The sequence below is a fragment of the Elongatibacter sediminis genome (genome assembly GCF_037892215.1).
In the GTDB taxonomy this organism is placed as follows: Bacteria; Pseudomonadota; Gammaproteobacteria; order Xanthomonadales; family SZUA-36; genus Elongatibacter; species Elongatibacter sediminis.
In genome coordinates this window covers 1-24,448 of record NZ_JAZHOG010000017.1, presented here as the reverse complement: position 1 = coordinate 24,448, position 24,448 = coordinate 1, and the positions used below count along the sequence as shown (strand labels likewise).

General features: G+C 61.3%; 19 protein-coding genes. 12 read left to right on the top strand and 7 right to left on the bottom strand.

Annotated features, from left to right (window positions below; genetic code table 11):
- Positions 1–28 precede the first annotated feature (28 nt).
- Genes V3330_RS18815 through V3330_RS18805 form a run of 3 tightly spaced genes read left to right on the top strand, consistent with a single transcriptional unit; the run spans position 29 to position 3,140 of the window.
- Complete coding sequence (locus tag V3330_RS18815; protein ID WP_354697006.1) at positions 29–1,783, top strand: 2-oxoacid:acceptor oxidoreductase subunit alpha; 1,755 nt, start codon at positions 29–31, stop codon at positions 1,781–1,783.
- Positions 1,784–1,785: 2 nt separating this feature from the next.
- Positions 1,786–2,622 (top strand): thiamine pyrophosphate-dependent enzyme, encoded by an 837-nt coding sequence (locus V3330_RS18810; RefSeq protein ID WP_354697005.1) that lies wholly within the window; start codon positions 1,786–1,788, stop codon positions 2,620–2,622.
- Positions 2,619–3,140, top strand: a complete 522-nt coding sequence (locus tag V3330_RS18805; RefSeq protein WP_354697004.1) for a ferritin-like domain-containing protein — start codon at positions 2,619–2,621, stop codon at positions 3,138–3,140. The genes V3330_RS18810 and V3330_RS18805 overlap by 4 nt, the downstream gene beginning before the upstream one ends.
- Before the next feature lie 39 nt (positions 3,141–3,179).
- Here the strand turns inward: V3330_RS18805 and V3330_RS18800 are convergent, their stop codons facing one another.
- From V3330_RS18800 to V3330_RS18785, 4 genes are all read right to left on the bottom strand, one after another.
- Positions 3,180–3,554 (bottom strand): hypothetical protein, encoded by a 375-nt coding sequence (locus tag V3330_RS18800; RefSeq protein ID WP_354697003.1) that lies wholly within the window; start codon positions 3,552–3,554, stop codon positions 3,180–3,182.
- 12 nt (positions 3,555–3,566) lie between these two features.
- Positions 3,567–4,082, bottom strand: coding sequence for a pyridoxamine 5'-phosphate oxidase family protein (locus V3330_RS18795; RefSeq protein ID WP_354697002.1), 516 nt, complete (start codon positions 4,080–4,082; stop codon positions 3,567–3,569).
- Positions 4,083–4,869: 787 nt separating this feature from the next.
- A complete protein-coding gene (locus tag V3330_RS18790; RefSeq protein WP_354697001.1) occupies positions 4,870–6,093 on the bottom strand; it encodes a hypothetical protein in 1,224 nt (407 codons plus the stop codon).
- A 282-nt stretch (positions 6,094–6,375) separates the two neighbouring features.
- Positions 6,376–7,971 (bottom strand): right-handed parallel beta-helix repeat-containing protein, encoded by a 1,596-nt coding sequence (locus V3330_RS18785; RefSeq protein ID WP_354697000.1) that lies wholly within the window; start codon positions 7,969–7,971, stop codon positions 6,376–6,378.
- A gap of 1,031 nt (positions 7,972–9,002) precedes the next feature.
- Here V3330_RS18785 and V3330_RS18780 point away from each other — a divergent pair.
- From V3330_RS18780 to V3330_RS18765, 4 genes are read left to right on the top strand one after another with little or no spacing between them, the layout of a single operon-like run.
- The gene (locus V3330_RS18780) at positions 9,003–10,415 is read left to right on the top strand and encodes an efflux transporter outer membrane subunit (protein WP_354696999.1); all 1,413 of its coding nucleotides are present in this window, start codon (positions 9,003–9,005) and stop codon (positions 10,413–10,415) included.
- A complete protein-coding gene (locus tag V3330_RS18775) occupies positions 10,415–11,728 on the top strand; it encodes an efflux RND transporter periplasmic adaptor subunit (RefSeq protein ID WP_354696998.1) in 1,314 nt (437 codons plus the stop codon). Before V3330_RS18780 ends, V3330_RS18775 begins: the two co-directional genes overlap by 1 nt.
- Positions 11,725–12,435 carry an ABC transporter ATP-binding protein gene (locus V3330_RS18770; RefSeq protein ID WP_354696997.1) on the top strand — a complete coding sequence of 237 codons (711 nt, stop codon included), beginning with the start codon at positions 11,725–11,727 and terminating at the stop codon, positions 12,433–12,435. Before V3330_RS18775 ends, V3330_RS18770 begins: the two co-directional genes overlap by 4 nt.
- Positions 12,436–13,638 carry an ABC transporter permease gene (locus tag V3330_RS18765; RefSeq protein WP_354696996.1) on the top strand — a complete coding sequence of 401 codons (1,203 nt, stop codon included), beginning with the start codon at positions 12,436–12,438 and terminating at the stop codon, positions 13,636–13,638.
- A 64-nt stretch (positions 13,639–13,702) separates the two neighbouring features.
- On the opposite strand, the gene V3330_RS18760 is transcribed toward V3330_RS18765, so the two are convergent.
- A complete protein-coding gene (locus V3330_RS18760) occupies positions 13,703–14,278 on the bottom strand; it encodes a DUF6515 family protein (RefSeq protein ID WP_354696995.1) in 576 nt (191 codons plus the stop codon).
- Positions 14,279–15,075: 797 nt separating this feature from the next.
- On the opposite strand from V3330_RS18760, the gene V3330_RS18755 reads away from it, so the two are divergent.
- From V3330_RS18755 to V3330_RS18740, 4 genes are all read left to right on the top strand, one after another.
- Positions 15,076–15,870, top strand: a complete 795-nt coding sequence (locus V3330_RS18755; protein ID WP_354696994.1) for a right-handed parallel beta-helix repeat-containing protein — start codon at positions 15,076–15,078, stop codon at positions 15,868–15,870.
- 48 nt (positions 15,871–15,918) lie between these two features.
- A complete protein-coding gene (locus V3330_RS18750; RefSeq protein ID WP_354696993.1) occupies positions 15,919–18,132 on the top strand; it encodes a right-handed parallel beta-helix repeat-containing protein in 2,214 nt (737 codons plus the stop codon).
- A 36-nt stretch (positions 18,133–18,168) separates the two neighbouring features.
- The gene (locus V3330_RS18745; protein WP_354696992.1) at positions 18,169–18,357 is read left to right on the top strand and encodes a hypothetical protein; all 189 of its coding nucleotides are present in this window, start codon (positions 18,169–18,171) and stop codon (positions 18,355–18,357) included.
- A gap of 687 nt (positions 18,358–19,044) precedes the next feature.
- On the top strand, positions 19,045–19,932 hold the full coding sequence (locus tag V3330_RS18740) for a glycosyltransferase family 2 protein (RefSeq protein ID WP_354696991.1): 888 nt from the start codon (positions 19,045–19,047) through the stop codon (positions 19,930–19,932).
- Here V3330_RS18740 and V3330_RS18735 read toward each other — a convergent pair.
- Together V3330_RS18735 and V3330_RS18730 are read right to left on the bottom strand one after the other, a co-directional pair.
- Positions 19,868–20,575, bottom strand: a complete 708-nt coding sequence (locus tag V3330_RS18735) for a sulfotransferase family 2 domain-containing protein (protein WP_354696990.1) — start codon at positions 20,573–20,575, stop codon at positions 19,868–19,870. The genes V3330_RS18740 and V3330_RS18735 overlap by 65 nt on opposite strands.
- Positions 20,576–20,609: 34 nt before the next feature.
- Entirely contained in the window at positions 20,610–22,568 is a 1,959-nt protein-coding gene (locus V3330_RS18730; protein WP_354696989.1) for a sulfotransferase family protein, read from the bottom strand.
- A 98-nt stretch (positions 22,569–22,666) separates the two neighbouring features.
- On the opposite strand from V3330_RS18730, the gene V3330_RS18725 reads away from it, so the two are divergent.
- Positions 22,667–24,169 carry a hypothetical protein gene (locus tag V3330_RS18725; protein WP_354696988.1) on the top strand — a complete coding sequence of 501 codons (1,503 nt, stop codon included), beginning with the start codon at positions 22,667–22,669 and terminating at the stop codon, positions 24,167–24,169.
- Positions 24,170–24,448: the final 279 nt, after the last annotated feature.

Here is a 24,448-nt window from a genome sequence, read left to right as displayed (position 1 = left end):
GTTTTGATGCAACGTACACGGATTGTTCATGGACGCCGCCGACAACTTCGATATTTCGCTTGCGGTCACGGGCTCTGGCGGCGCCGGGGCGATCACTGCGGGTGAATTGCTGCTGAGCGTGGCCGGCAGGAACGGGTGCTTCGGCATGATGCGGCGTTCCTTCGGACCACAGATCCGGGGTGGTGAGGCTGCGGCGCTGCTGCGCATCAGCAGCCAGCCGGTCGCGTGCATGAACGACAGCTTCGATCTGCTGCTGGCACTGGATTGGCGCAACGCTGAGCGATTCGCCGATGAGATCACGCTGCGCCCGGACAGTATCATCATCGCCGATCCGGCGGCGGGCGCCGTTCCGCAACCTGTGCTGGACATGGGTGGCCAGATCATTGCGGTGCCGTTGGGCGACCTGGCGCGTGATATCGCCGCCGGCCGGCCCAACATGGTGGCGCTGGGTTTGCTGACCCGGTGGCTGGGTTTCGGGCCGGATGAAGCCGGCACACTGATCACCGAATTGTTCGAATCCCGGGACGCGGAGATCGCCAGCGGATCCAGGCTCGCGTTTGAGCAGGGCTTCGCCCAACCTCTTGCGTCTTCCGCGCGGCAGGAAGCGTCAACGGAACAACCCGGCGCACCGCGGAATTCCGATTTGCCACCATTGAACGGAGAACGGTGGCATTTCCATGGCAACGAAGGTTGTGGCCTGGGTGCCCTGCGCGGCGGCATTCGTTTCGTCGCCGCGTATCCCATCACGCCCGCCAGCGACCTGTTGGAGTGGCTGTCGCCCCGGCTGGATCAACTGAACGGCAGCCTGCTGCAGGCCGAGGATGAACTGGCTTCCATCAACATGGTGCTCGGCGCTTCGTTTGGCGGCGTGCCGGCCATGACCGCCACTTCGGGACCGGGCATGGCGCTGATGCTCGAAGGGATGGGTCTGGCGGTGGCTTCGGAGACACCGGCGGTGGTGATAAACGTGATGCGCGGCGGGCCCTCCACCGGCATTCCGACCAAGTCGGAACAGACGGATCTGAACATGGCTTTGCACGGCCTGCACGGAGATGCGCCCCACATGGTGATCGCCCCGCTCGATCATGCCGACTGCATCCAGGCCACGGAATGGGCGGTGCGGCTTTCCGAGGCACTCCAGACCTTGACCATCGTATTGAGCGATCAACTGCTGGCCCAGTCGACGGTACTGATCCCGAAGCCGGAATACCGCCTGCCGGATATCCCCCCGCGATGCACCTCGGGGCCGGACCCGGACTACGAGCGATACGCACTGACGGACAGCGGCGTCTCCCCGATGGCGATTCCGGGTACCCCCATGTCCACTTATGTGGCGGACGGGCTGGAACACACGTCGTTCGCCAAGCCGTCCGCCGCCGCGGCGGACCACGCGCAGCAACTCGACAAGCGGGCGCGAAAAATCGCTTCGTTCGAATACGGAGATTTGTGGGCCGACAGCCGCGGGACGGGTGACACGGTCATCCTCACCTGGGGCTCTACGACAGCGGCTGCCCGCGAAGCGGTCAGGCGGCTGGAAACCGCCGGGCATCCGGTGCGGGTGATCGCGCTGAGGCTGCTACTGCCCGCTCGGCCGGAACGGCTGGCCGAAGCACTCGAGGGTGCGCGGCGCGTGCTGATCGTGGAGCAGAGTCACGGCCGTCAGTTCGAACATTATCTGCGGGCCTATTATGAAATCGCTCCGGAAACCCGTACGCTGGCGCGACCCGGGCCGTTGCCGATCACGCCGGGCGAGATCGTCGAATCCCTCACGGGGTGGGAGTGAACATGGACCAGGTGAAAACATCGGTCCCGGTCGTGCCAAAGGACTACAAATCCAAAATCAAGCCGGTCTGGTGCCCGGGCTGCGGCGATTTCGCCGTGCTCAGCGCCATCACCAAGGCACTGGCCCACCTGCAACTTCCGCGGGAGTCGGTAGCCCTGATCAGCGGCATCGGATGCTCTTCGCGCATCGCGGCCTATACGAGCGTGTACGGTTTTCACGGTGTGCACGGCCGGGCGCTGGCGCTGGCAGCGGGCCTGAAAGCCGCGCGTACAGATCTCACGGTGCTGGTCGCCGGCGGCGACGGGGACGGTCTGTCGATCGGTGGCAATCACTTTATTCACGCCTGCCGCCGCAACATGAACATGACTTACATCATCATGGACAACGAGGTCTACGGCATGACCAAGGGCCAGGCTTCACCGACCACCGCGCCGGACTGGCTCGACAGCAAACTGACGCCTCACGGCACGGGCCTGCGGCCTTTTCAACCGGCTGCCATGGCGTTGACCGCCGGCGCATCGTTTATTGCCAGGGGCTTTACCGGGAATCCCAACGGGCTGGCGAAAATACTGGTCGAGGCCATCGAACACCGGGGATTCTCATTTGTGCAGGCACTGAGTCCGTGCCCGACGTTTCGCCCGGAACAGATGGATTGGAAACACCAGGTACGGGAATTCGAGGAAGGGCCAACTGACGACCTGGCCACCGCGTCGCAACGCATTCATGCCGACGACGGCATGAGTACCGGCGTCATATTCAAGACGAACTATCCCGTCTTTCAACCCGGCCGGGCGGAGCACGGCGACCTCGATGCGATCGAGCGCGAGTTCAGGCTATGAGCAAACCCGGGCCCACGGAAAACCTCGCCATCTTCCTGGCGCACTCGGTCGCGCTGGAAGAGGAAGCCGCCGAGCAGCACGACGAACTGGCCGACATGATGGACGTGCATCACAACACGGAAGTCGCGGCCGTTTTTCGCAAGCTGGCGCACTACAGCCGCCTGCATGCCCAGGAGGTTCGGGAGCATGCGCAAGGTCAAGAACTACCGAGGTTCGCGCCCTGGGAGTTTGACTGGGGGGAACAAAGCAGCCCGGAGGCAGGCGGCATCGATGGTGCCCACTACCTGATGACCACGCGACATGCGCTGCGTCTGGCGATGAAGAACGAACGCCGCGCCTATGACTTCTATCACCTGATCAGCCAGAACAGTCCCGACCCGGAAGTACGTGATCTCGCGGCCGAGTTTGCCGAAGAAGAAAAAGGACACATGGACTTGCTCGAGAAGTGGCTGGAGGCGACCCCGGATTCCGCCAACGAGGCCCGGTTCGACATGGATCCGCCACACGTGCCGGAGTGAAACCGAAAGGTAACGCAACCGGATTCCGCCAGTGACGTTCTAGTTGATGACGCGGCGATGAAGCAGGGAGTAGTAGCGAACCTTGCCGGGCGCGTGTGAGATGGCGCCGGATATGACGATCACGGTCACCAACAGGATGCGGCCCCACTGCGGAAAGAGTCCGAGCAGCACCAACAGGAAAAGTTTGGTCACGATGGCCACACCGCGGACCTGGACCAGCCAGACCGGACTCGAGACCAGGTCCATCAGCATCATCAGCCCGCCCGAAGTCAGCGCCAGCCACCAGTAGCCCCGCCACAGGTCTTCCGCCAGCCCGAACAGGATGCCACCCCCCACGCCGGCGACGGCGATCAGGTGAAGGGTCCGCAGACTGATCCGGGTCCAGCGCTTGAGGTCCGTCTGGTCGGCGCTCATGCCACGCTCACGTCAGGATTCCGGCCCAGCCGGATGCGCCGGCTCATGGCCCTTGGAATCACCGCTACCCGCTTCGAGCACGAATTCAATAGATGTCCCGAATCCGCGGGTGTTGTCGATCAGGCGGATGAATTGCGGCCGGACCCGGATGAATTCACTGGCCTGGAAAGCGGCCGCGATTTTGTGCTCCGCGGCCGTCCCGGGTTCGCTCACAATCCGGCGAAGGTCAGAGAACCGGGACAGATAGTATTCCGCAACCTCGTCCCGCTGCGCGGGTGCTATGTATTCTGCGACGCCATCGATCTGCAGTCCACGAATATCGAACCAGTCATCGTGGTCACCATTGACCGTCACGCACACCCGCCGGTCGGCCCCAAGATTACGGACATGCCGCGATTTCGGACTGGAAATGAAATAGAGATTGAGCGCTTCGTCGCGCGCAAAGAAGAGCGCCGCCGCCCATGGACCGTCGGGACCGGTGGTCGCCAGCGTCAGGGTGGAAAATGCGTCCACGAAAGCTTTAAGCATCATCAGGTCCGAAGCGGTCGGTTGCCGCGGCGACGTCGTTTCGGCCGGTTGCGGTGGTGGTGCCGTTTCGGCCACTTGCTGCGGCGATGCCGTTTCGGCCGGTTGATGCGGCGATGCCGTTACGGCCGCTTGCCGCGGCGACACCCATTCAGTCGGTTGATGCGGCGATGCCGTTACGGCCTTCATTGAACTCCGGGATACGTTCACAGGGTGATTCTAAACCAGTCATTCATCGGATGCGGCCGGTTCCGGAATTCTCTGAAACCCTCTGCTGTTCCCATGAAATCCTGCTTTGATCTCGAAACACGCCGCATCAATCCGCAGTGAAACTGGTTAATCGGTTGCAGTGCGGAAAGGACGCAGATCCCCGGACGGGATCGTGTGTATCACAGAACCACTCAACCCCGCCACGAGGGCCTGACCCAAATCGCTCTGAACATTAAACAACCGTCATCCCGGCGAAAGCCGGGATCCATACTGAATATCAAACAACCGTCATCCCGGCGAAAGCCGGGATCCATTGTTCCAGCACCGGTGGATCCCGGATCAAGTCCGGGATGACGGCTTAACCTGACCCTTTACCTTGTCCCTTTACTCTGACCCTTTACCCTGACCCCAAAATTCCCGATTCAACCGTGCCGTCATCCCGGCGAAAGCCGGGACCCATACTGAACATCAAACAACCGTCATCCCGGCGAAAGCCGGGATCCATCCAGCGCTTGCGCGGATTATCGGTAAAGGGACAACGGTTCTTGCTCCCTCCTGCTCGCCACATGCTCCGACAGGTCTAGGATTCCTGCTGAGCCTCGCAGGCCGGCACGTTGTCGTCGACGATTCGTTCGATGTGAATCTCGCCCATCAGCCCGAGAGTGGGAATGTTGTAAATCAGTGTGGCCTGCCGGCAATTCGACCAGCGAATCACGATGCTGGCGCCCTCGAGTTGGTCTTCCATGACCGGGGGCGTGGTCGAATCGAAGACCATGCCGCTGGCGTTGAAGACATCGAGGGTTGCCGTATCGCCGTCATACGGCCCCACGGCCACCAGCCAGCGATGCCCCGGCTCGCCCACCACGGCCGTGGCGTCCTCGGGCGGCCGTTCGGTGTCGTAGGTATACCATCCCATGAAAACGGTTTTGCGATCTTCCCACACGATGATGAAAAATCCCTGCCCGGCGGTGGTGGGCAGATACCACGAATCGCTGATCGCGGAATTGATCTGGAATGCCGGCGGGTCCAGGTTGGTCAGGCTCGAACAGGAAGTAAGACTGTTCATGTCAATATCGATGAACGGATTGCCTGACGAATTTTCATTGGCCACGGTGAAATGCCCGGCGTTCACGGGCAGATACACATCGTGATTGACGAAGGTGCCCAGGTTGGGATCGGCCCGCTCCCAGGGTACGCTCTTGATCGAATAATGTGTGGGTGAATTCGCCGTCGGCCAGGGAACGAAGGGCAGGTGAACGGTCAGCAAGTCGTCGAGCACTTCCATCGCGAGTACCGGCCCACCGTTCTCGCAGATGAACATTTCGGACTTGACGTTATCGCCGCCCGGCGGGTCTTCGAAGCGGATCCAGTTGACATCGAACGGCCGTCCGTCCGGACTGCCGGATTCGTCGATGATCTCGACTTCATAGCTGCTGCCGAGTATGCCGCTCAGAGTGGGAAATCCGGGATCGCCCTGCGCGGCCTGCACTCCGGACGCGCTCATATTCAATTCCGCCCAGTCGCTGCTGCTGTCCTGGCCTTCGGCTGCCAGGTCGAGCATCAGGTTGCCGGTGCAGGCACGCAGGGTGACCGGCGACTGGACCGGGGTGGCCGTGTAACGGGATCCCGACAGCTCGACGAGAAAGCGGCAGTCCTGCTCCTCGTCGGGCCCGTCCCCATCGACATCGATGACCAGAAACGTGTCCTCGCCGGAGGTCAGTACATCCACGGCATGGGCCGGACTGCTGAACAAACCCCCTGTCACGATGACCATCATGCCGACTACGATTGCGAATCGCTTCATGGCCAACCCCTCCAGGCATTTCGCTTCTGCTACGCGAATAACAACCGGAACCCGAATTGTTACGGCCGGGACCGTCCCGGCCTGCTGTTCCGTCCCTGGAGACTATCGCCTCATTTCAGTATAGGAACCGGAACCGGGTTATTCCAGGCGGGTCCGGATCGCAGGGCGCTGACAGGGTGTACCCTTTCGGTCTGGCCCGATCCGGCACCGGGTGCGGCTGAATGGAGGAAGGGCCGAGGATCACTCCCCGGCCCTTTTCTACTCCCGTTGATCCGACGGCGGTCAGTTAATCACGAAAGAACCGTGACAGCCTGGGTCGATAATGTATTCATTGGCATCGCCCGACACTGCCGACACCTCGTAGGTACCTGATGCCGTGAAGTTCTTGGTCTTGAGATTGAATTGCCAGTTGGAACCGGCGAGTTCGAACTCGTTACCCTCCGAACCCTTACCGGCCGTCAACGCATCGCCCGTTACATCAACGGCAGGGCCCACCACCGGGGTGAAGACAACCTGCAACACCGGAGCGGCCACGATATCGGTCACCGGACTGCCCTGATCGTCAAGTATCAGGCACTTCAGCGGCAGCACGCGGTTTTTCTTCACCGAGACAGGGCCATTATCCATCGGCGCCTCGAAACCCACGCCAGTGAATGTCGGCGACGCTGGGGTGCACGGTGTGTTCTCGGCAAATACGGCCAGAAAGCCACTGAAGTCGATCGAGCCGGCGCCGGACATCCCATCGACAGTGTCTCCGCTGCCGGGTCCATCACCGCCGGGACCACTGGCATCTCCCCACCAGTTGCCGGTGGCATCAATGGTCTCGGTGCCACCATAGAATACGCCCGTGGTATTCCCGGTGATGTTATTGCCATTGACGATGTTGGTACTGATCGTCCCAGCGGATTGGCTCGAGCTGAAGAAGATGCCTTCTGAGACATTGTCAGTGAAGCAGTTTTGAATAATCGAATTATCCTGAGCGCCCCTTGCCGGGTCGCCACCGCCTCCAAAACCCGTTAAAGCCAGCCCGGACCTGCCGTTGCTTGTGAAGGAATTTTCGGAGATCGTGCTGTCGGCTGGTCCGCCCTGCAGCCCATCGTAGGCGTTGTTCGAGAACGTGTTTTGCGAAATAGATGCAAACTCGATCGCGAGCCTCCCGATATTGGCGCCCACCGCATTACTGTCAAACAGGTTCCCGACTATTGCCGGAGACCTCGCTCCACTGACACCGATGTTTCGGGTGCCGTCCACGAAAAAGCCTGTCCCATTACCTGCGTTCACGATGCAGTTGTCGGTCAGGTGGAAACCATCAAAATTGTCCTGGTCGAGATGGACAATACCGCCGCCCGCTGAAGACGCGCCGTCAACCAGATTCTGGTGAACGGTGATGTCGTTTCCGCTGTCGTTCAGAAAGATGCCCGAACCGGTGAATGCCAGGATGCGATTATTGCGAATCTGGACGTTATCGATGGGGCCGCCGCTCGACAGGATCGCGTTCCCACCCCCTGAGAACGTAAACCCGTCTATCACGGCACCCGCGGACCCGGACTTGAGCTCCAGTTGCGAGCCAGTGCTATCGATGATTGATTCACCGGCTCCCCGGGCCGCGCAACCGTCCACGCCGGCCTGCGCCCCCTGCAAGGTTATCGGCACGTCAATGACAAGGTTTTCGGTGAACGTACCGGCAGCGACCACGACGGTGTCGCCACTCATGGCCGCATCGATCGCGGCCTGAACGGTCGGATGGTCACCGGGCACATTGATGGTCGCGGCGTACGCGCCATGAGAAAACATGAGGGCGCTGCAAGTTGCAGCGAGCCCGATAACGAGCGAAGAAGTGCCCAGGTTGCGTAGCGTACTTTTTCTGATGTACTCCATAATTCTCTCCTGTTTCGTTGAGGAGAAAAATCTCATCCAAGAGGTGAATCGCCATACATGGCCAAACACCGGCATCAAGCCGGTTGGATCGACTGCGGCGCGGAATGGAGTGTGTGTCTATTCTCGGTGCGGACTTCTTCCCTTAGCACAGAAATCCCATGGTAATGGAGAGGTCCGGTGTGGCCGAGGGCCGGGTTCAATCGAATTAAACGTTGTTCCGATCTTCGTCTTCTCGGCCCTGGCAGGGTAAGCGCCAATTGCCATCTTTGTCAATTTTTTCCAAGAACGGGATTGCCTTCGCGGCATCGCCCAGCGCTCAATCCACGGTGCCACACATCGCGTACCGATTGTACGGACCCGGAGCAAAAACCACAGGCTGCAGAGGCGGTCCGGTTCTCCGGGGCGTTTGGATCCCGGATCAAGTCCGGGATGACGGGTTGATTTGATCCAAACTTCCAATTCACCCCTGCCGTCATCCCGGCGAAAGCCGGGATCCATATCCCTGGAGCCGCTGCATCCCGGATCAAGTCCGGGATGACGTTTTACTCTGTCCCTTTACTCTGACCCCAAATTCCCGAATCAATCCTGCCGTCATCCCGGCGAAAGCCGGGATCCATATCCCTGGAGCCGCTGGATCCCGGATCAAGTCCGGGATGACGTTTTACTCTGTCCCTTTACTCTGAGCCCAAATTTCCGAATCAATCCTGCCGTCATCCCGGCGAAAGCCGGGATCCATATCCCTGGAGCCGCTGGATCCCGCATCAAGTCCGGGATGACGTTTTACTCTGTCCCTTTACTCTGACCCCAAATTTTCTTGCCCCGATTTTCGGGGTGGCTTCATGCTTTGAACACATTCGCTACACGTTTTCCCGCTATAAAGTCTCGAACGCCGAATTCGGCGGCCAGTTTTGACCACACCAGACAGAAGGAAAATGTGCCGCCGGCCTCTTTGTGCGCCGCGGCTGGAGAGCGATATGCGTATCCCCTGCCGTATTGAAAATCCCGTGTGCTGCGCGCGACCACGACTCCGCATGGCGGTGGGCGTCCTCGCCGCCGTGGTTCTGCATGGCTGCGTCACCGTCGGGCCTGACTATCAGCCGCCCGAACCGCAGGCTCCCGCTGAATGGCAGGCGCCTCACAATAGCGATTCGGCGAATGATGGCAGCGCCCTGACCGAATGGTGGCGCCAATTCGAGGATCCCGTTCTGGAAGCGCTGGTGAGCGAAGCGCTGACTTCGAACACGGACCTGGCCACCGCGCGTGCCAGCCTGCGCGAGGCACGGGCGCAGCGTGCCCTGACGGCAGCCCAGTTGGGGCCGGCCGTTGACTTCACCGGCTCGGCCAGCCGCTCGGACACCAACTACGACGACGGTACGGATTTCAGCAACAGGAATTACTCCCTGGGCCTCGATGCCAGTTGGGAAGCCGATGTCTTCGGAGGCCAGAGGCGCGGGGTGGAAGCAGCCGACGCGGACGTCGGCGCGAGTGTGGCCAGCCTGGCCGAGGTCCGGATTTCATTAGCGGCCGAAGTGGCCTTGAACTACATCGACCTGCGCACCGCGGAGCGCCGCCTGGCGGTCGCGCAGGCCAACCTCGCCGCTCAAGAGGAGACCTTCCAGCTCACGCAGTGGCGGCATCAGGCCGGCCTCGCATCGGAACTCGAAGAAGCGCAGGCACTGACCAGTCTGGAGACTACCCTCGCCGGGCTTCCGCCGCTGGAAACCGCAGCGGTTGCCGCCCGCAACCGCCTGACGGTTCTGCTCAACCGCAACCCCGGCACTCTGAATGAACTTCTCGGCACTGCCGGGCAGGTTCCGCGCCTGGCTGAAGACATCACCGTGGGAATTCCGGCCGAAACCCTGAGCCAACGCCCCGATGTCCGCACCGCGGAACGGCGACTGGCGGCCCAGACCGCTCGCCTGGTCCAGGCGCAGGCAGCGCGCTATCCCTCGCTGCGGCTGTCCGGCTCGATCGGCCTGGAAGCCCTGACTCTATCCGCGCTCGAACCCGGCGGGACCCGCGCGTGGTCCCTGCTCGGCGCCATCACCGCGCCGGTGTTCGATTCAGGCCGCATCGACGCCGCCATCGATATCGAGGACGCGCGACTCGAACAGGCGTTGCTCGCGTACCGCTCAGCCGTGCTCACCGCCCTGGAAGATGTGGAAAACGCCCTGACCTCGGTAGCCCAGACCCGGGAACGTCAAGTCCGGCTCAGCCGCGCAACCGACACGGCACGGCGCTCGCTGGAATTGGCCGAATACCGCTACCGGGTGGGCCTGATCGACTTTCTCAGCGTACTGGACAGCCAGCGCACGGTACAGGGACTCGAAGACCAGCTCGCCAGCAGCGAAGGCGAACTCGCCGTGGCCCACACCCAGTTGTTCAAAGCCCTGGGCGGTGGCTGGTCTTCCAACGCAACCGAAACCTCACCCGGAAAATCCTGATGAATGACGCAAACCACACCACCGGATCCGCGCCACGAGAGACGGCGGACCCCTCCAGTTCACTGGCCGACATTCTGTCCCAGCCACGGCAGCGCCGGGGCATCTCCAGTCTGCGCTGGATTATCCCCGTCTTGGTGGTGCTGGCCGTGGCCGCAGTACTGCTGATGGGCGGGCGCGGCGAAAACGGCACCTCACGCTTTCTGACTACAGCGGCAACCCGTGACTCACTGCAGGTATCCATCACCGCGACCGGCAATCTCGAACCCACCAACCAGGTCGATGTGGGCAGCGAACTCTCGGGCACCGTGCGCAAGGTGTTCGTCGACGACGATGACCGCGTCACGCAGGGACAAGTGCTGGCGGAGTTGGACCTGTCCACGCTGGAAGACAGCGTGGCCCGTTCGCAGGCTGCCCTGGCGGTGGCCGAAGCGAACGTGAAACAGGCTGAAGCAACCGTGCTGGAGACTACGGCGCAATTGGAGCGTTTTCGCGAAGTGGCCCGGCTGTCGGACAACAAGGTACCGTCGCGCCTGGAAATGGAAACCGCCGAGGCCAACCAGGCACGCGCCGAAGCGAACCTGGCCAACGCCCAGGCCAGCGTCGAGCAGGCCCGGGCCGTGCTGCACAGCGAAGAAGTGATTCTGAGCAAGGGCAGCATCCGGTCGCCCATCGACGGTATCGTGCTCGAACGGGCCGTCGACCCCGGCCAGGCCGTGGCCGCGTCCCTGCAGGCGGTCACCCTGTTTTCCCTGGCCGAAGACCTGTCCGAAATGGAGTTGCAGGTCGACATCGACGAAGCGGACGTCGGCCAGGTACGCGCAGGATTGAACGCGGAATTCACGGTGGATGCCTGGCCCGACCGCCGCTTCGAAGCCGTGATTACCCGGGTCGGCTACAACGCCACGGACAGCGATGGCGTGATTTCCTATCCAGCCATTCTCAAAGTGAACAACTCGGACCTCAACCTGCGCCCCGGCATGACCGGCACCGCGGTGATCACCACCCTTTCGCGCGACGATGTCTTGCTGGTGCCCAATGCCGCGCTGCGGTTCACACCCCGCGCCAACACCGAAGACGCACCCACCAATGGCGGCCTGCTCAGCGCACTGATGCCCCGCCCTCCGCGCGGTCGCAATAGCAACCCGGCGTCCGGGTCGGAAACCCGTTCTGGCTCACGGGTCTGGCTACTGGAGGACGGACAACCCCGGCCCGTGCCGGTGGAACTCGGCGCCTCCGATGGCCGGCTGACCGAAGTCGTCAGCGGTGCGCTGAAGGCAGGCGACCTCGTCATCACCGGCGTGGCGGAATCATGAACAACGCAGCGGATCCACTGATCGCCCTGCGCGGCGTCACCAAGACCTACGGGACCGGGCCGGCGGCGTTTGAAGCACTCAAGGGCATCGACCTGACGATCGAGGCGGGCGATTTCGTCGCCGTGATGGGACCGAGCGGGTCGGGCAAGTCGACCGCGATGAATATCCTGGGCTGTCTCGACACACCGACCAGCGGCAATTACCGCTTTCAGGGCGTACCGGTGGAAACCCTGTCGCGGGACCAGCGGGCCTTGCTGCGCCGCCATTTCCTAGGCTTCGTTTTTCAGGGATTCAATCTGCTGGCACGTACCAGCGCGCTGGAAAATGTCGAACTGCCGCTGCTCTATCGGGGTTACGCCACGGAAGAACGGCACGCCGCCGCGCGCAAGGCGTTACAGCAAGTCGGGCTGGAAGGCTGGGAAAGCCACACATCGGCGGAACTGTCTGGCGGACAGCAGCAGCGGGTCGCCATCGCCCGCGCCATCGTTACCAATCCCATGGTGCTGCTGGCTGATGAACCCACTGGCAATCTCGACTCGACCACCAGTCTGGAAATCATGGAACTCATCAGTCGCCTGAATCACGAGCAGGGCATCACGGTGCTGATGGTGACCCACGAGCCGGACATGGCGGAATACGCGCGCCGGGTGGTGCGATTCGTCGACGGGCGGATCGCGGCGTCGCCATCCGACAGGGAGGCCGCATAGATGTGGTGGAATACCTTGCTGCTGGCTTTTCGCGCCATCCGAAGAAACGTTCTGCGCTCATTCCTCACCGTGCTCGGCATCGTCATTGGCGTCGCCGCGGTGATCACCATGGTTACGGTCGGCAACGGTGCCACGCAGTCGGTCACGGACCAGATTTCCAGCATGGGCAGCAACCTGCTGATGATCATGCCTGGCCAGCGCTTCGGGCCGGGGTCCGATGCGGCACCCAATTTCCAGATGGACGACGTCGAAGCCATTCGTGAGCAGATTTCGGGCGCTCAATACGTTGCACCGGTGGTGAATACCGGTGCAACGGCTGTCTACCTGGCCAACAACTGGTCGACAGCCGTCACCGGCACCGACAACGATTACTTCGAGGCGGGCAACTGGACCCTCGAGTCAGGCCGCACCTTCAATAGCTCCGAACTGCAGTCGGGCCGCGCTGTCTGTGTCATCGGCCAGACGGTTCGCGAGAATCTGTTCGGGACCGAAAACCCGCTGGGCGCGGACCTCCGCATCCGGCAATTTGCCTGTGAGGTGATCGGCGTGCTCGGAGCCAAGGGCCAGTCGGCCATGGGAACCGACCAGGACGACACCATCATCATGCCGTTGCGTACCGTGCAGCGACGCCTGGCCGGTAACCAGGACATCGGCCGGATCATGGTATCGGTCAGCGCCAGCGGAGTCATCAGCGACACCCAGGACCAGATCACTTTGCTGTTGCGCGAACGGCGCAAGATCTCCGCCGCTGAAAGCGACGACTTCCGGGTCATGGACACGCGCCAGATTGCCGATACGCTGACCAGTACCACCCGGCTTCTCACCATGCTGCTCGGGGCCGTTGCCGCCGTGAGCCTGCTGGTGGGCGGCATTGGCATCATGAACATCATGCTGGTGTCGGTGACCGAAAGAACCCGCGAAATCGGCACGCGCCTCGCCATCGGCGCGCTCGAGCGGGAAGTTCTGATGCAGTTTCTGACCGAAGCTCTGGTGCTCTCCTGCCTCGGAGGCCTGGTCGGAATCATCCTGGCCGCAGCCGGATCGCTGGCGCTGACCCGGCTGCTGGGCGTTCCCTATGCGTTCGACGGGTCGATCAATCTGCTGGCCTTCGTTTTTTCCGGCTTGATCGGAGCCGTGTTCGGTTACTTTCCGGCACGGCGAGCGGCACAGCTCAACCCGATCGATGCGTTGCGGCACGAATAAACCCGCTCACCGGAGCGGGATGCTCCGGCAGCAGGTTGTCGTTTAGGAATGAGCGTGTCCCGGTTCAGCGAATAACGTATCCGCGTGCCTCCAGGCAGGCCGACATCGCCCGGTTGTAGTCCGGCTTCAGCGCATAATCGGGATCGCGGGCCGACGGGTCGAACCCCGTGGTCTCGAAAGCCCAGCGATGGCACTCGTAGCGGTCGCGGGAAATCTGCTCCTCGGACTGGCCCTCGGCCGGATAGATGATCAGATCCTCGGAAGGGTTCGAAACATACTGCTCCGCACCGGGCGGCGCGTCCACGACGACGTAGTCATCCCCGTCTTTTACGTAGAAGGTTCCCCCGAAGTGAAAATACCGGGCCGGCCCGATGCGAAAACTGATGTATCCAGCCGGCAGCACGCCCACGCGGACTCCAACGACCGGACGAACGACCACATAGGATTTGCCCCGCCGCTCGTAAAACAGGCCATCGTGGAAGAAATACGAATGACGTCCGCCCTTGACGCGAACGTGCTTGGCCGGCAGGCGGTTGACGACGTAACCAACCGGCGGGCGGTGGCCGGGCGGGTTGGCCAGAACGTGGGGTGTAAGACAAAGCAGGGTTGCTGTGGCGAGAATGCACACGGTGGTCTTCATGTTACGTACTCCAGAGTTTTGGCCGCCACTCCTCGACGTCAGGCGTCAGAAGTAGCGGCGTTTTCCAGGCTGTCGGCAGGTGGAAATCTGCTGATCCCCGGCGTGGTTTGCGGACGCACCGGACCCGAACCTTGACGAGTCCGGCGCGATTGGAGCATCGCAGGGGTTTGAGGAAAAAAGATGGAGAAACGGTGAATTCAGGGCCCGTGGCAGTTGGATCCCGGATCAAGTCCGGGATGACGCTTAGTGAGTAATGGGGTCAGAGTAAAGGGACAGAGTAAAGGGTCGGAGTAAAGGGTCGGAGTAAAGGGACAGAGTAAAGGGACAGAGTAAAGGGACAGAGTAAAGAATCAAAGCAAAGGGTCGAAGCAAAGGGTCGGAGAAAAGGGTCGGAGAAAAGGGTCAGACCAGAAGGTCCAAGTACAGAGCCAGAGCGTGGAATCGAAGTAAAGAGTCAGAGAACGTCAGCCGTCATCCCGGCGAAAGCCGGGATCCATATTCTTGGAGCCTGTGGATCCCGGACCAAGTCCGGGATGACGGTTTACTCTGTCCCTCTACTCTGACCCCGATAATTTGGGATGACCGTTTACTCTGTCCCTTTACTCTGACCCCGATAATTCAGGCTCCGATAATTCTGACCCCGATAATTCACTCTGCCGCCGGACAGTCAGGACGATATCCCGTTCGCATCGTCTGGAATGCCGCTTGGGCCAGGGGCGGTCGCTTCTGTACGTAACCGTATGATCAAAATTGCAAAATACGTTTAGAATGGGGCAGACACAATGAGGGACGTGGCAATGATGGATTGGACTTCATTCCGAGGCTCGCTAGCGATATTCGCACTTACCCTGACTCTCCCGCTGTCGCCTTCCGCCCAGGCCGCCACCTCGGTCTACGCCGATACCGGTGGCTGTAACGGCCTGACCCCCTGCTACGGAACGATCCAGGAGGCCGTCAACAACGCCGGGGGCGGAACATCCACTGTCTACGTATTCCCCGGCACCTGGGACGAGAGCGTCGATATCAGCCTGATGGGCTCGTCCGACGGCGCCCAGGCCAACCTCACGCTTCAGGCAGTCGACGCCAGCGGGTCGCCCACCGTGGGCGGTGTAACGGTATCCCCCGCTGCAGGTGAGGCCTTTTTCAACAGCGTCGACCCGTTTCCCTTCAGCCTGGCTGTTCACGGTATCAACGTCTCGTCGGGCAGCACCGACGCGATCGACATCGAAGGGCTCACGGGCGACATCCTGATCACCGACATGACCGCAACCGGCGCGACCTTCGATGGCATCGACATCCGATCCGGCGGCTCGATCGAACTGCGCCGCGTGCACGCCGACGCCAACGGCAACGACGGCATTCAGATCCGCACCGTGGATACCGGTGACGTCACGATCACGAATTCAACCGCCAACGGCAACGGCACGGCCGGTGGTGGCGACGGCGATGGCATCCTGATCGAACTGCACGATGGTTCGATCTCCCTGCAGAACGTCGACGCCGGTTCGAACGAGGATGACGGCATCCGCATTCGGCCGTGGTCAAATTACACCCTGGTCGCGGGTCCGGACCAGGGTCTGCTGATCGTCTAACTCGCGACGATCGACTTCGGCGAGATCGACCGGATCGAGGCGGTCGAGGTGACCACGAACGGCAACGGCGATGACGAGGGTGACGGCAAAGGCTTCGTGACCCGCGCACACCGGGAAGTCTCATGGTTCAACGGTGACGCCCAGGCCTTCATCGACCTCTACGGCGTGGTCCGTGACACGGTAATCCGTTTCGCCGAATCCAGCGATAACGCGGGCGGTGGCTTCATTCTCGAAGCTACCACCGACGGCGATGTCACAATCGCCGATGCCCGCGCGAACGGCAATGCCGATGATGCCTACCAGATCAATCCACCGGACTCATGGTTCCGGCCCGACCCCGCCGATCCGTCACCCGCACGGGTCGGGCCATATGAAGCAGTCTATCTCCATCATCTACTGATGCAGCGCTGCGAAGCGATCGGTAATCTCGACGAAGGATTTCAGCTCGAGAGCTCCGACCAGGATGCCGACGATCCGGCGGACATTGAAGATTGGCTCGAATACATCACGCTGGTGGATATCACGTCTCGTGACAACGGTGACGACGGCTTTGAGTTGGGGGCCAGTGAGGCCGTCGCCCTCGAGCGGATCGAGGCGACCGGCAACGGGGAGGACGGCATCGAAATCGCCACGTCCGACCCGGGCCCGTTCACCAACTACGCGCCCTGGACGATCACCGCCCGCGATATCATCGCGACCGGAAACGGTTGGGATTCCGGGGACAACATTGAATTCGAGGCGCGAGGTGACATCACCCTGCAGGTCGTCGAGGCCAGCGATAAGGCCGCGGAGGGTTCGGGTGACGGAATCGAACTGATCACCTGGGTCGACGGCGACATCCTGCTCGAGGACTGCCGGGCGGACAACAACCCCGACGATGACGGCATCGACGTCAATGCGGCGGGCAGCCTGACCATCCGGCGCTGCCAGTCGAATGGCAATGCCGCCGACGGTATCGACACCGCCAAGACGAACGCCACTACGGGCGCGGTCAATGAGGATCAACCCAACCGGAACCTCAACACCCTGATCGAAGATGTGATCGTCGAGATGAACGGCGATGACGGCATCCAGACCTACGCCGAGAGTTCGACGACGATCCGGCGCGCCTGCGTGCGTCAGAACGCCGATGCCGGCATCTTCGTGATGGGCACCGACGGCAATCTCGCGATCACCGACTGCGTCAGCGATAACAACGCCGCCGATGGCATCTGCCTGCGGGACCTGACCGGCGGCAGTTATACCGTGGGCGGCACCAACATCGCCGGCAACGCGCCGGGCCTGCGGAATCTGTTCGCGGGGACGACGTCGGCGACCGGCAACTGGTGGGGCGCGGCCAGCGGCCCGAACCATCCGGACAACCCGGGCGGGACCGGCGACACGATCATCGACGGTGACAACGGCGGGCAGGGCACCGTGAACTTCAGTCCGGTGCTGGGCACGCCCCCCGCGGGCCCGGTGAATTGCGAGTCTGTGATCCAGGAGACGCCTGACGAGCCGGCCCAGGCTCTGACCGGCCCGCACCTGCAGGTCCGCGTCGACAAGGTGTTCGACGACGGCAATCCCGGCGAGGTCACGGTGCGCCTGTCGTGCAACACCGGGCTGCCGCTGGAGCAGAGCAAGGTCATCGCGCCAGGCGACGGGGTGGTATTCATCGTCCAGGACTTCGATTCGGGCGAACTCGACTGCGTGGTGACCGAGGAACCGGTGCCGGGCTACCTGCCGACCTACACGGCGACCCTGCTCGGGCCGCTGGTCGCCGGCTCCGCGAGCGCACCGAACAGCGAGGCCTGTTCGTTCGACGACATCCAGTCGGGTGAGGTTGTCTGCGAGATCGAAAACGCCCTGCAGCCGATCACCTTCACCGTGACCAAGGAGTGGGTGATCAACAACCCGCAGCCGAACGAGCCGACCGACGCCACCGCGAGCTGGACCTGTTCCAGCCAGGCCGACGTCGATGGCGTGGTGAATCAGGGCGGGCTGTCGTTCTCGGGCATGGTCGCCACCGACACGTTCGCCGTATACCCGCACTGGGACGGCGGCACCACCTGTACCGTCGACGAAGTCGCAGTCGACGACACCACCGAAGCGGACGCCAGTAATTGCACGGCCGTACCGGTCGCCCCCGGCGACGAGCCGGCCTGCACCCTGGTCAACACCCGTTTCTACGAAGGCATTCCGGTTCTCGGGGAACGGGGTCGGTGGCTGTTGGCACTACTGCTGGCCGGCCTCGCCGCCTGGGTACTGCGGCGCCCGCTCTGATTAACGATATCGCGAAGCATATCCGGAGATACTGAAATGAAAAAGCCGATCCTCATTCTGCTCCTGTTGGCCCTGATCCTGCCGTTCACCCCATCCGTATGGGCGGCCGCCACGGCGGATAGCGCCTTCGCCGACCACGGCGCGGCGCCTTTCGCCGAAGGGGACGACGACGATGACGACGACGATGACGACGACGATGACGATGATGACGACGAAGAACCCTAACCCAATCGTCACCAAGGCCCGACGAGTGACGGAGTCAGAGCGAAATTTGGGGTCAGAGTAAAGGGTCAGAGTAAAGGGACAGAGTAAACGGACAGAGCAAAGGGACAGAGCAAAGGGACAGAGCAAAGGGACAGAGCAAAGGGACAGAGCAAAGGGACAGAATAAAGAATCAGAGTAAGAGGTCAGAATAAAGCGACAGACCAGAAGGGCCAAAACAGAGCCGGAAGGTGGATTCGTAACAAAGCGCCAGTGAACTCCGGCTGTCATCCCGGCGAAAGCCGGGATCCATGATCCTGGAGCCGGTGGATCCCGGATCAAGTCCGGGATGACGATTTACTCTGTCCCTTTACTCTGACCCCAAATCTGTGACCCCAAATCTGCGAATCGGGCCTGCCGTCATCCCGGCGAAAGCCGGGATCCATGAGCCTGGAGCCGGTGGATCCCGGATCAAGTCCGGGATGACGATTTACTCTGTCCCTTTACTCTGACCCCAAATTAGCGGGATGACGCTTAGTGGTTTGGGTGGCGTTTTGCGATAAGCGGGGGCGTTTTTTTGCACATTTGGGGATCAGAGCCGATTAAGGGGTCAGAATGCTACTGCCCACTGCCCGGGGTGCTGTTAGAATTCTGCAGGTGCTCTTCGAATAGAATCCTTGTCTTCATGCCTCATCAGCCGACCTGATTGCAATGTCGATTTCCGTCATCGTTCCGTTTTACAACGAGGCTCGCCATATTGAGCATGCGATCCGGGGGCTGTTGTGTCAGGTTGATGTGCCTGAGGGCGTCGAAATCATTCTCGTCGACAATAACTCAAACGATGGATCACGCGAAATTGCGAATCGATTTTCCGAGATCAAGGTAATCTCTGAAGCGAAGCAAAGCTCTTACGCCGCGCGAAATCGGGGCGTGAGGGAAGCGACGGGTGATGTCATCGCCTTCATGGACGCCGACTGCGTTCCGGCGCCCGACTGGTTACAGCAGATCGATCAGGCCATGTCGAACTCTGATGCCCTGGTGGTGATCGGAAGCCGCCAGTCGGCCGGTGATTCCACGGCTCTTTCGTCGATGGCCGCGTACGAACTTGAAAAAAGCCGGTACGTTTTCACGGGCAGCGACAAGGAGCTCTTTTACGGCTATACCAACAACATGGCTGTTCGCAAACAGGTGTTCGGGGATCTGGGCCCGTTCCTCGAAAGGTCACGAGGATCGGACACGATTCTGATCAGGAAACTGGTGGACAAATACGACTGTGATTCGGTTCTCTACGTCCCTGAAATAAAGATTCGACATCTGGAAATAAACAGTCTGGGCAGACTGTACAAGAAAAACTACATTTACGGGCGAAGCCGCCGCAGGTACAACCATATCGTGCGAGCCCGGCCGTTGAGCACCGGCGAGCGGCTGATGCTGTTCCGCAGGGCGGTTCGGACCCAGAAATTTTCACCACTGCGGGCTGCTGGCTTGTTCACACTGCTTTCGTTGGGTCTGGTGTACTGGGTAGCAGGGAGTGTCAGCGCGCTTCTGAAACCGGATCAGGATTTGCGCCAGCGGACGGTTCCTCGAATCGATAGTTGAAGTATTCGATGTCGGCCTGGCACATCTCCCACACCATGTCCCGGGTCGTCTGATTGTAATAAGTAGCATAGTGTATCGGCCGGGTGCCATTGATGTGGGGCATGACGATTCGGCCGAGCCCTACCTGCTCGCTTACGTAATCCAGCGCGTCCTGCGCCTGTTCCAGCCGGCCCACGAAGTCGACCAGAACCCGGCCATTCAAATCCGTCAACTTCCTTAGCTGCCCGCCCAGGCGTTTGCCTTTCTTGTGGCGCTTCCAGCATCTGTTGAGCCAGGCTTCGAATTCCAAGTTGTGAAATTTCCTCGTCGTACGTCTTTTCAGTTTCTGGCGCCAGGTGGGCTCGAAGTCGACATGAGTGAAGCGGTATCTGGAAACCATTCTGGCCCAGGGGTTGCGAACCAGCGTGAACTTGAAACATCGGTCGAACTCCGCATCACCCAGGACATATTTGATCTGAATGGCGGAGAGGTGTTTGGCCCGGCCGGGCCGCTTGTCTCCGATCTCGTTCAAGCCGTGCCGGGCGCGAAAGCGCCGGTTCACGCGCTCCTTCAGCAGCGTCAGTTTCTGATTCTGCGGCAGGGCAGTATTCAGTGCATGAATAACACTGGTCGTGCCCGTCTTCGGAATCGCGACGAATATCAAACCGAAAGCATTCGTATACGGCATCAGTGCAACCTCAGGCGTCGTCGCGCCGAGCCAGGAAATAGGCCTCGACTTCCCGGCTCAGCAGTCCCTTCCCGTCCGCCCACTGGAGGCAACCTGCACTGCTTTCGACCAGATCTCCCGCGGGATCGAATTCATGGCGGTACAGGATGTCGTGGCGGGTCATGTAAGCGCGATCCTGACGCTTGCCGTGGTACAGATCACTGATGGTCAATCGCGCGTAATCAACCGACCCGTTCACCGCCGCATTCCAGCGCTCGGCCCAACGGAGATAATGTTTGGTATATGCCGATGACCTGTTGCGGTAACCACACGATTCGCAGGCAAAATTGGATTGCGTCAAGCGTTCCATATGCTGGTCGGACAGTTGGTCGGCGAAACTCGCGGCGAGGATCAACTTGTCGCCGCCACCGACAACAGCATGTTCGAACAGAGGCGACTGCTCGAGAACCTCGGCCCGCGCGGCCCAGCCAAATCCGGACTGCCCGCCCAGCAGCATGCCGCGCGCCAGCGTGGACCTCAATGGCGGTTGCGGAAGCAGGCGGCCATGGTCGCGGAAGTACTTCACGGAGGATGGCCCCAGCATCGGTGGTGCATGGTCATCCGCCGTGATTTTGACCTTCTCGAAGACTTGGCATAACCGGGCGTGATCCAGCCTGCGGGCGATTTCGATGGGCCAGTTCTTCTCTTGAAAAAGGATGTCGCCGTCCAGCCAGGCGATTTTCCGCATGCCCTGCGACAACAGCCGGCCAATACCCAGATTGATCAGTCGTTCCTTGTGCCAAAGAACGTCATCGCAACGCACCTGGATCAAATCATCCCGATCTGTGATCTCGAAAGGGTTCGAGCCGAACGCGAGTTCCACCACGACACAACGCAGACCGGTGGCATCTACAGCCGCCAGAAACTGCTTGAAGTTCTGTAACCGTCGCCGGGAGCCGGTGGGATTGAAGAAACAGGAGACGATTCCCAACTCATCCTCGGGAAGCGGCCTGTCCCCCTGTCGCCGGGTACCTGCCGCGGCTGGGCTCCTGAAAGTGTTCAGAAGGCGGTGTGTCGCGTACATCGCCCGGCGCACCACCGGTGAGTGTTGCAGGTCCTGCACTGTCGGCTTGCGCCATTCCTGGCGAATGTTTCCGGGACTCAGCCGCCGGATGCCCTTGCTACCGGTCTTCGCCGCCGACCGGCTTCCGGGCACGCTTGTGTTGAAGATCGTGGGGTGTTTACAGTGCTGGCAGATGATGGCATGTTTCGGGCGGAACTTTCTCTTGGTGCGATCGGCATCCTGCCATGAATACGTCTGTGGGTTGGCATGTGGAAACGGGGCCTCGGGTATCGGCTTGCCCAGAAAATCGCACAGTTGCGCCCAATCCGCGCCCGCTTCGACGTTCAGCGGCAGCAGGATTCCGCTGTCTCCGAAATAGCTGCGCACCTCCTCGTTGTAACGCAGGTAGCTGTCGATGAACGCGTTCCGGTCGGGCCGCAGAACACGCAGGTGAAGTTGGTATCGGGCGAGCGACTCCGGCTTCGTGACAGTGATCCATTGCTCGACGGAGCGCCACCACGATTCCGGTTCGCGAAAGGTCAGGATGAAGCGGCTGTCGGGAAATCGTTCATGCAGTTCGCGGTACATGCGCCACATGTTCCAGGGCCGGTCTTCGAATGCCTGGAACCGCTCGGCCAGCTGGAGCATGTCCTCGTAGTTCTTGTACTTGTAGAAGTGGTTGACGCGCGCAATTTCCGCGCGCGAGTATGTGCCCGGGGAGGCAATGGGCCGATAACCCAGCTCTTTGAAGCAGCGTTTCAAGGTGGACGTGCCGGTCTTGTTCATGCCAAGACAGAACACCCGCCCGCGGATTTTCGAGTCCGGGTTCACTGCATTGGATTCAGGACTGGCTTCCACGGTCTTCCTGGATGGGCCGGATCCGCTCTGCGCTGAATTCGGGATGGGTGTCCTGCGGTCAGGGTCCATGGGCATTGGCGATCCGGAAAACTGCGCGGCTGTCCGGGCAAGGTCGATTCGGAGTTGGCAAGATTACACAAATCACCAGGACATGTGTTGGAGTATCGATGCACAAATGCATTTTTTCCATTCTTTTTCTGGCACTGCTGGTTCTGGTGCCCGCAGGGAACGCGGAAGCCCGGGGCGCCGGCCCGGTCCAGGCATGGCCGATCTCCGAGCGTTACGTACTGGTCGCCGACAAGAGCATGCCGGGTCTGGCGCTCGTGGATCTGGCCAGCAGTCGCGCCGTGGAGCGGCTGGTCATCGATGGATTCAAGATCGTCGGGGTCGCGACCTGCCCGTCCTGCGATTTCGCGCTGGCGTCCTCGGGGGGCCCTGAATTCCGCATCATTCGATTCCGCGGCCCGGCGGGCGAGCTCGTTCGTGAAACGGGCAGTCTCGATTTTTCCGAAGCGACCGTGGAGCGGTTGGTCATCGCCACCGAAGACGGTGAACTCACAGACGGAAGAATCGTAATCCTGGCCGAGGGCGGCGATCACGCTTACATCGCGTCATCGGACGATCGGGCCGTGTATCGTACTTCGTTCGGCGAGGCACCCAACGCGGTGGCCATCATCAGTCCGGACCGGCACAAACCCTACGGTTTGAATTGGGGCCAGGACGGCAATTTGCTGGTCAGCATGCACAAGCGGTATGTCTGGCGCATCCGGGAAAACGGAGACCGCATCGGGACTTATGACCTCCGGGCGGCTGGCTGCCCCGGGCTCAGGGAGTTGAAGCCCAATCTTCGCGCCACCATCGACGACCCGTTGAACGAAGGAAGCATTCTGGTGCTGGCGTCGAACCCCAAGTCCTACGACGCCGTGGTCTGGCGGCTCAGCGTGGACGCCCGTGGGCGCCAAAGCTGTGTGAACGCCGCCAGCATGATTGGCCGGGATTCAGGATGGTTGGACGGCGCGGGCGAGGAGATCGAGTTCAGCCGGCCGCATTACTTGACGCTCCGCCCCGGAATCGAGCCACCTCAGGCCATCGTGACGGATATCGATAACCGTGCGCTGCGGCTGCTGGACCTGACGACGATGACCTCGTCCTCGGTGATGTACAACCGGGACTTGAGACTGTTGGAACATCCGCCCGGCCGGCGCACGAGCCGCAAAAGCTGTCACGAACTCGGTTGGAAGGATGCGCAGCCCGCGACAAACGCGACCGGAACCCCTTCGTGCGTGAGCCCGGTTCAGCCCGAAGCCCTGGCACTGAATTTCGAGCACGCCCGGGCCCACTGCGAGTCGGCAGGTGCGCGCTTGTGCGAGCCCGGCGAACTGCGGGATGCCGGATTTTCAGCGGACCTGCCGGCCTGGACCCGGGCGGCGTGCGCCAGTTGCTGGATGCGGGACGCAGGTCTGCGGTGCGAGGCCGGGATCGAGACCTACAGAACTCCCGGGCGGCTTCACCGCCATGCGGATTTTCGGCACAGTTGGAACTCCGGCCAAGCCGTTGAAGTCATCGTGCCCTCGACGGGCGAGGCTGGCACGGTGTGCAAGGCACCCGACGAAGACATTGCAGCGGCCGCGCCGTGTTGCGCCGATTCGCTCGCTCCACGGGGGCAGTGAATGGGATATCCCGTGAGGTCAATCAAGCGGATTTCGGCGGGTGGTATTCGGTGGGCCCGAACCCGGGAACAGCAATGGTTTTAGGGACCGCTGGATCCCGGATCAAGTCCGGGATGACGGACTTAGGATCAAGTGACAGGGGGTCGGGCCAATGCCGAACGATGCAGAGCCCTGATTTTCAGGGAAAATTTCTCATCTCGATGCTTGGATTAAACCCCGAAGTGCAACGCCACTGATGTGGGAAGAGCGGGCGAGGTGAAGTAGCCTGTGCCGCTCTAA

Excerpts from the sequence above, each read along its gene's own strand:
- V3330_RS18815 (WP_354697006.1), top strand. The coding sequence starts at position 29 with ATGGACGCCGCCGACAACTTCGATATTTCGCTTGCGGTCACGGGCTCT.
- V3330_RS18810 (WP_354697005.1), top strand. The coding sequence starts at position 1,786 with ATGGACCAGGTGAAAACATCGGTCCCGGTCGTGCCAAAGGACTACAAA.
- V3330_RS18805 (WP_354697004.1), top strand. The coding sequence starts at position 2,619 with ATGAGCAAACCCGGGCCCACGGAAAACCTCGCCATCTTCCTGGCGCAC.
- V3330_RS18800 (WP_354697003.1), bottom strand. The coding sequence starts at position 3,554 with ATGAGCGCCGACCAGACGGACCTCAAGCGCTGGACCCGGATCAGTCTG.
- V3330_RS18795 (WP_354697002.1), bottom strand. The coding sequence starts at position 4,082 with ATGCTTAAAGCTTTCGTGGACGCATTTTCCACCCTGACGCTGGCGACC.
- V3330_RS18790 (WP_354697001.1), bottom strand. The coding sequence starts at position 6,093 with ATGAAGCGATTCGCAATCGTAGTCGGCATGATGGTCATCGTGACAGGG.
- V3330_RS18785 (WP_354697000.1), bottom strand. The coding sequence starts at position 7,971 with ATGGAGTACATCAGAAAAAGTACGCTACGCAACCTGGGCACTTCTTCG.
- V3330_RS18780 (WP_354696999.1), top strand. The coding sequence starts at position 9,003 with ATGGCGGTGGGCGTCCTCGCCGCCGTGGTTCTGCATGGCTGCGTCACC.
- V3330_RS18775 (WP_354696998.1), top strand. The coding sequence starts at position 10,415 with ATGAATGACGCAAACCACACCACCGGATCCGCGCCACGAGAGACGGCG.
- V3330_RS18770 (WP_354696997.1), top strand. The coding sequence starts at position 11,725 with ATGAACAACGCAGCGGATCCACTGATCGCCCTGCGCGGCGTCACCAAG.
- V3330_RS18765 (WP_354696996.1), top strand. The coding sequence starts at position 12,436 with ATGTGGTGGAATACCTTGCTGCTGGCTTTTCGCGCCATCCGAAGAAAC.
- V3330_RS18760 (WP_354696995.1), bottom strand. The coding sequence starts at position 14,278 with ATGAAGACCACCGTGTGCATTCTCGCCACAGCAACCCTGCTTTGTCTT.
- V3330_RS18755 (WP_354696994.1), top strand. The coding sequence starts at position 15,076 with ATGATGGATTGGACTTCATTCCGAGGCTCGCTAGCGATATTCGCACTT.
- V3330_RS18745 (WP_354696992.1), top strand. The coding sequence starts at position 18,169 with ATGAAAAAGCCGATCCTCATTCTGCTCCTGTTGGCCCTGATCCTGCCG.
- V3330_RS18740 (WP_354696991.1), top strand. The coding sequence starts at position 19,045 with ATGTCGATTTCCGTCATCGTTCCGTTTTACAACGAGGCTCGCCATATT.
- V3330_RS18730 (WP_354696989.1), bottom strand. The coding sequence starts at position 22,568 with ATGGACCCTGACCGCAGGACACCCATCCCGAATTCAGCGCAGAGCGGA.
- V3330_RS18725 (WP_354696988.1), top strand. The coding sequence starts at position 22,667 with ATGCACAAATGCATTTTTTCCATTCTTTTTCTGGCACTGCTGGTTCTG.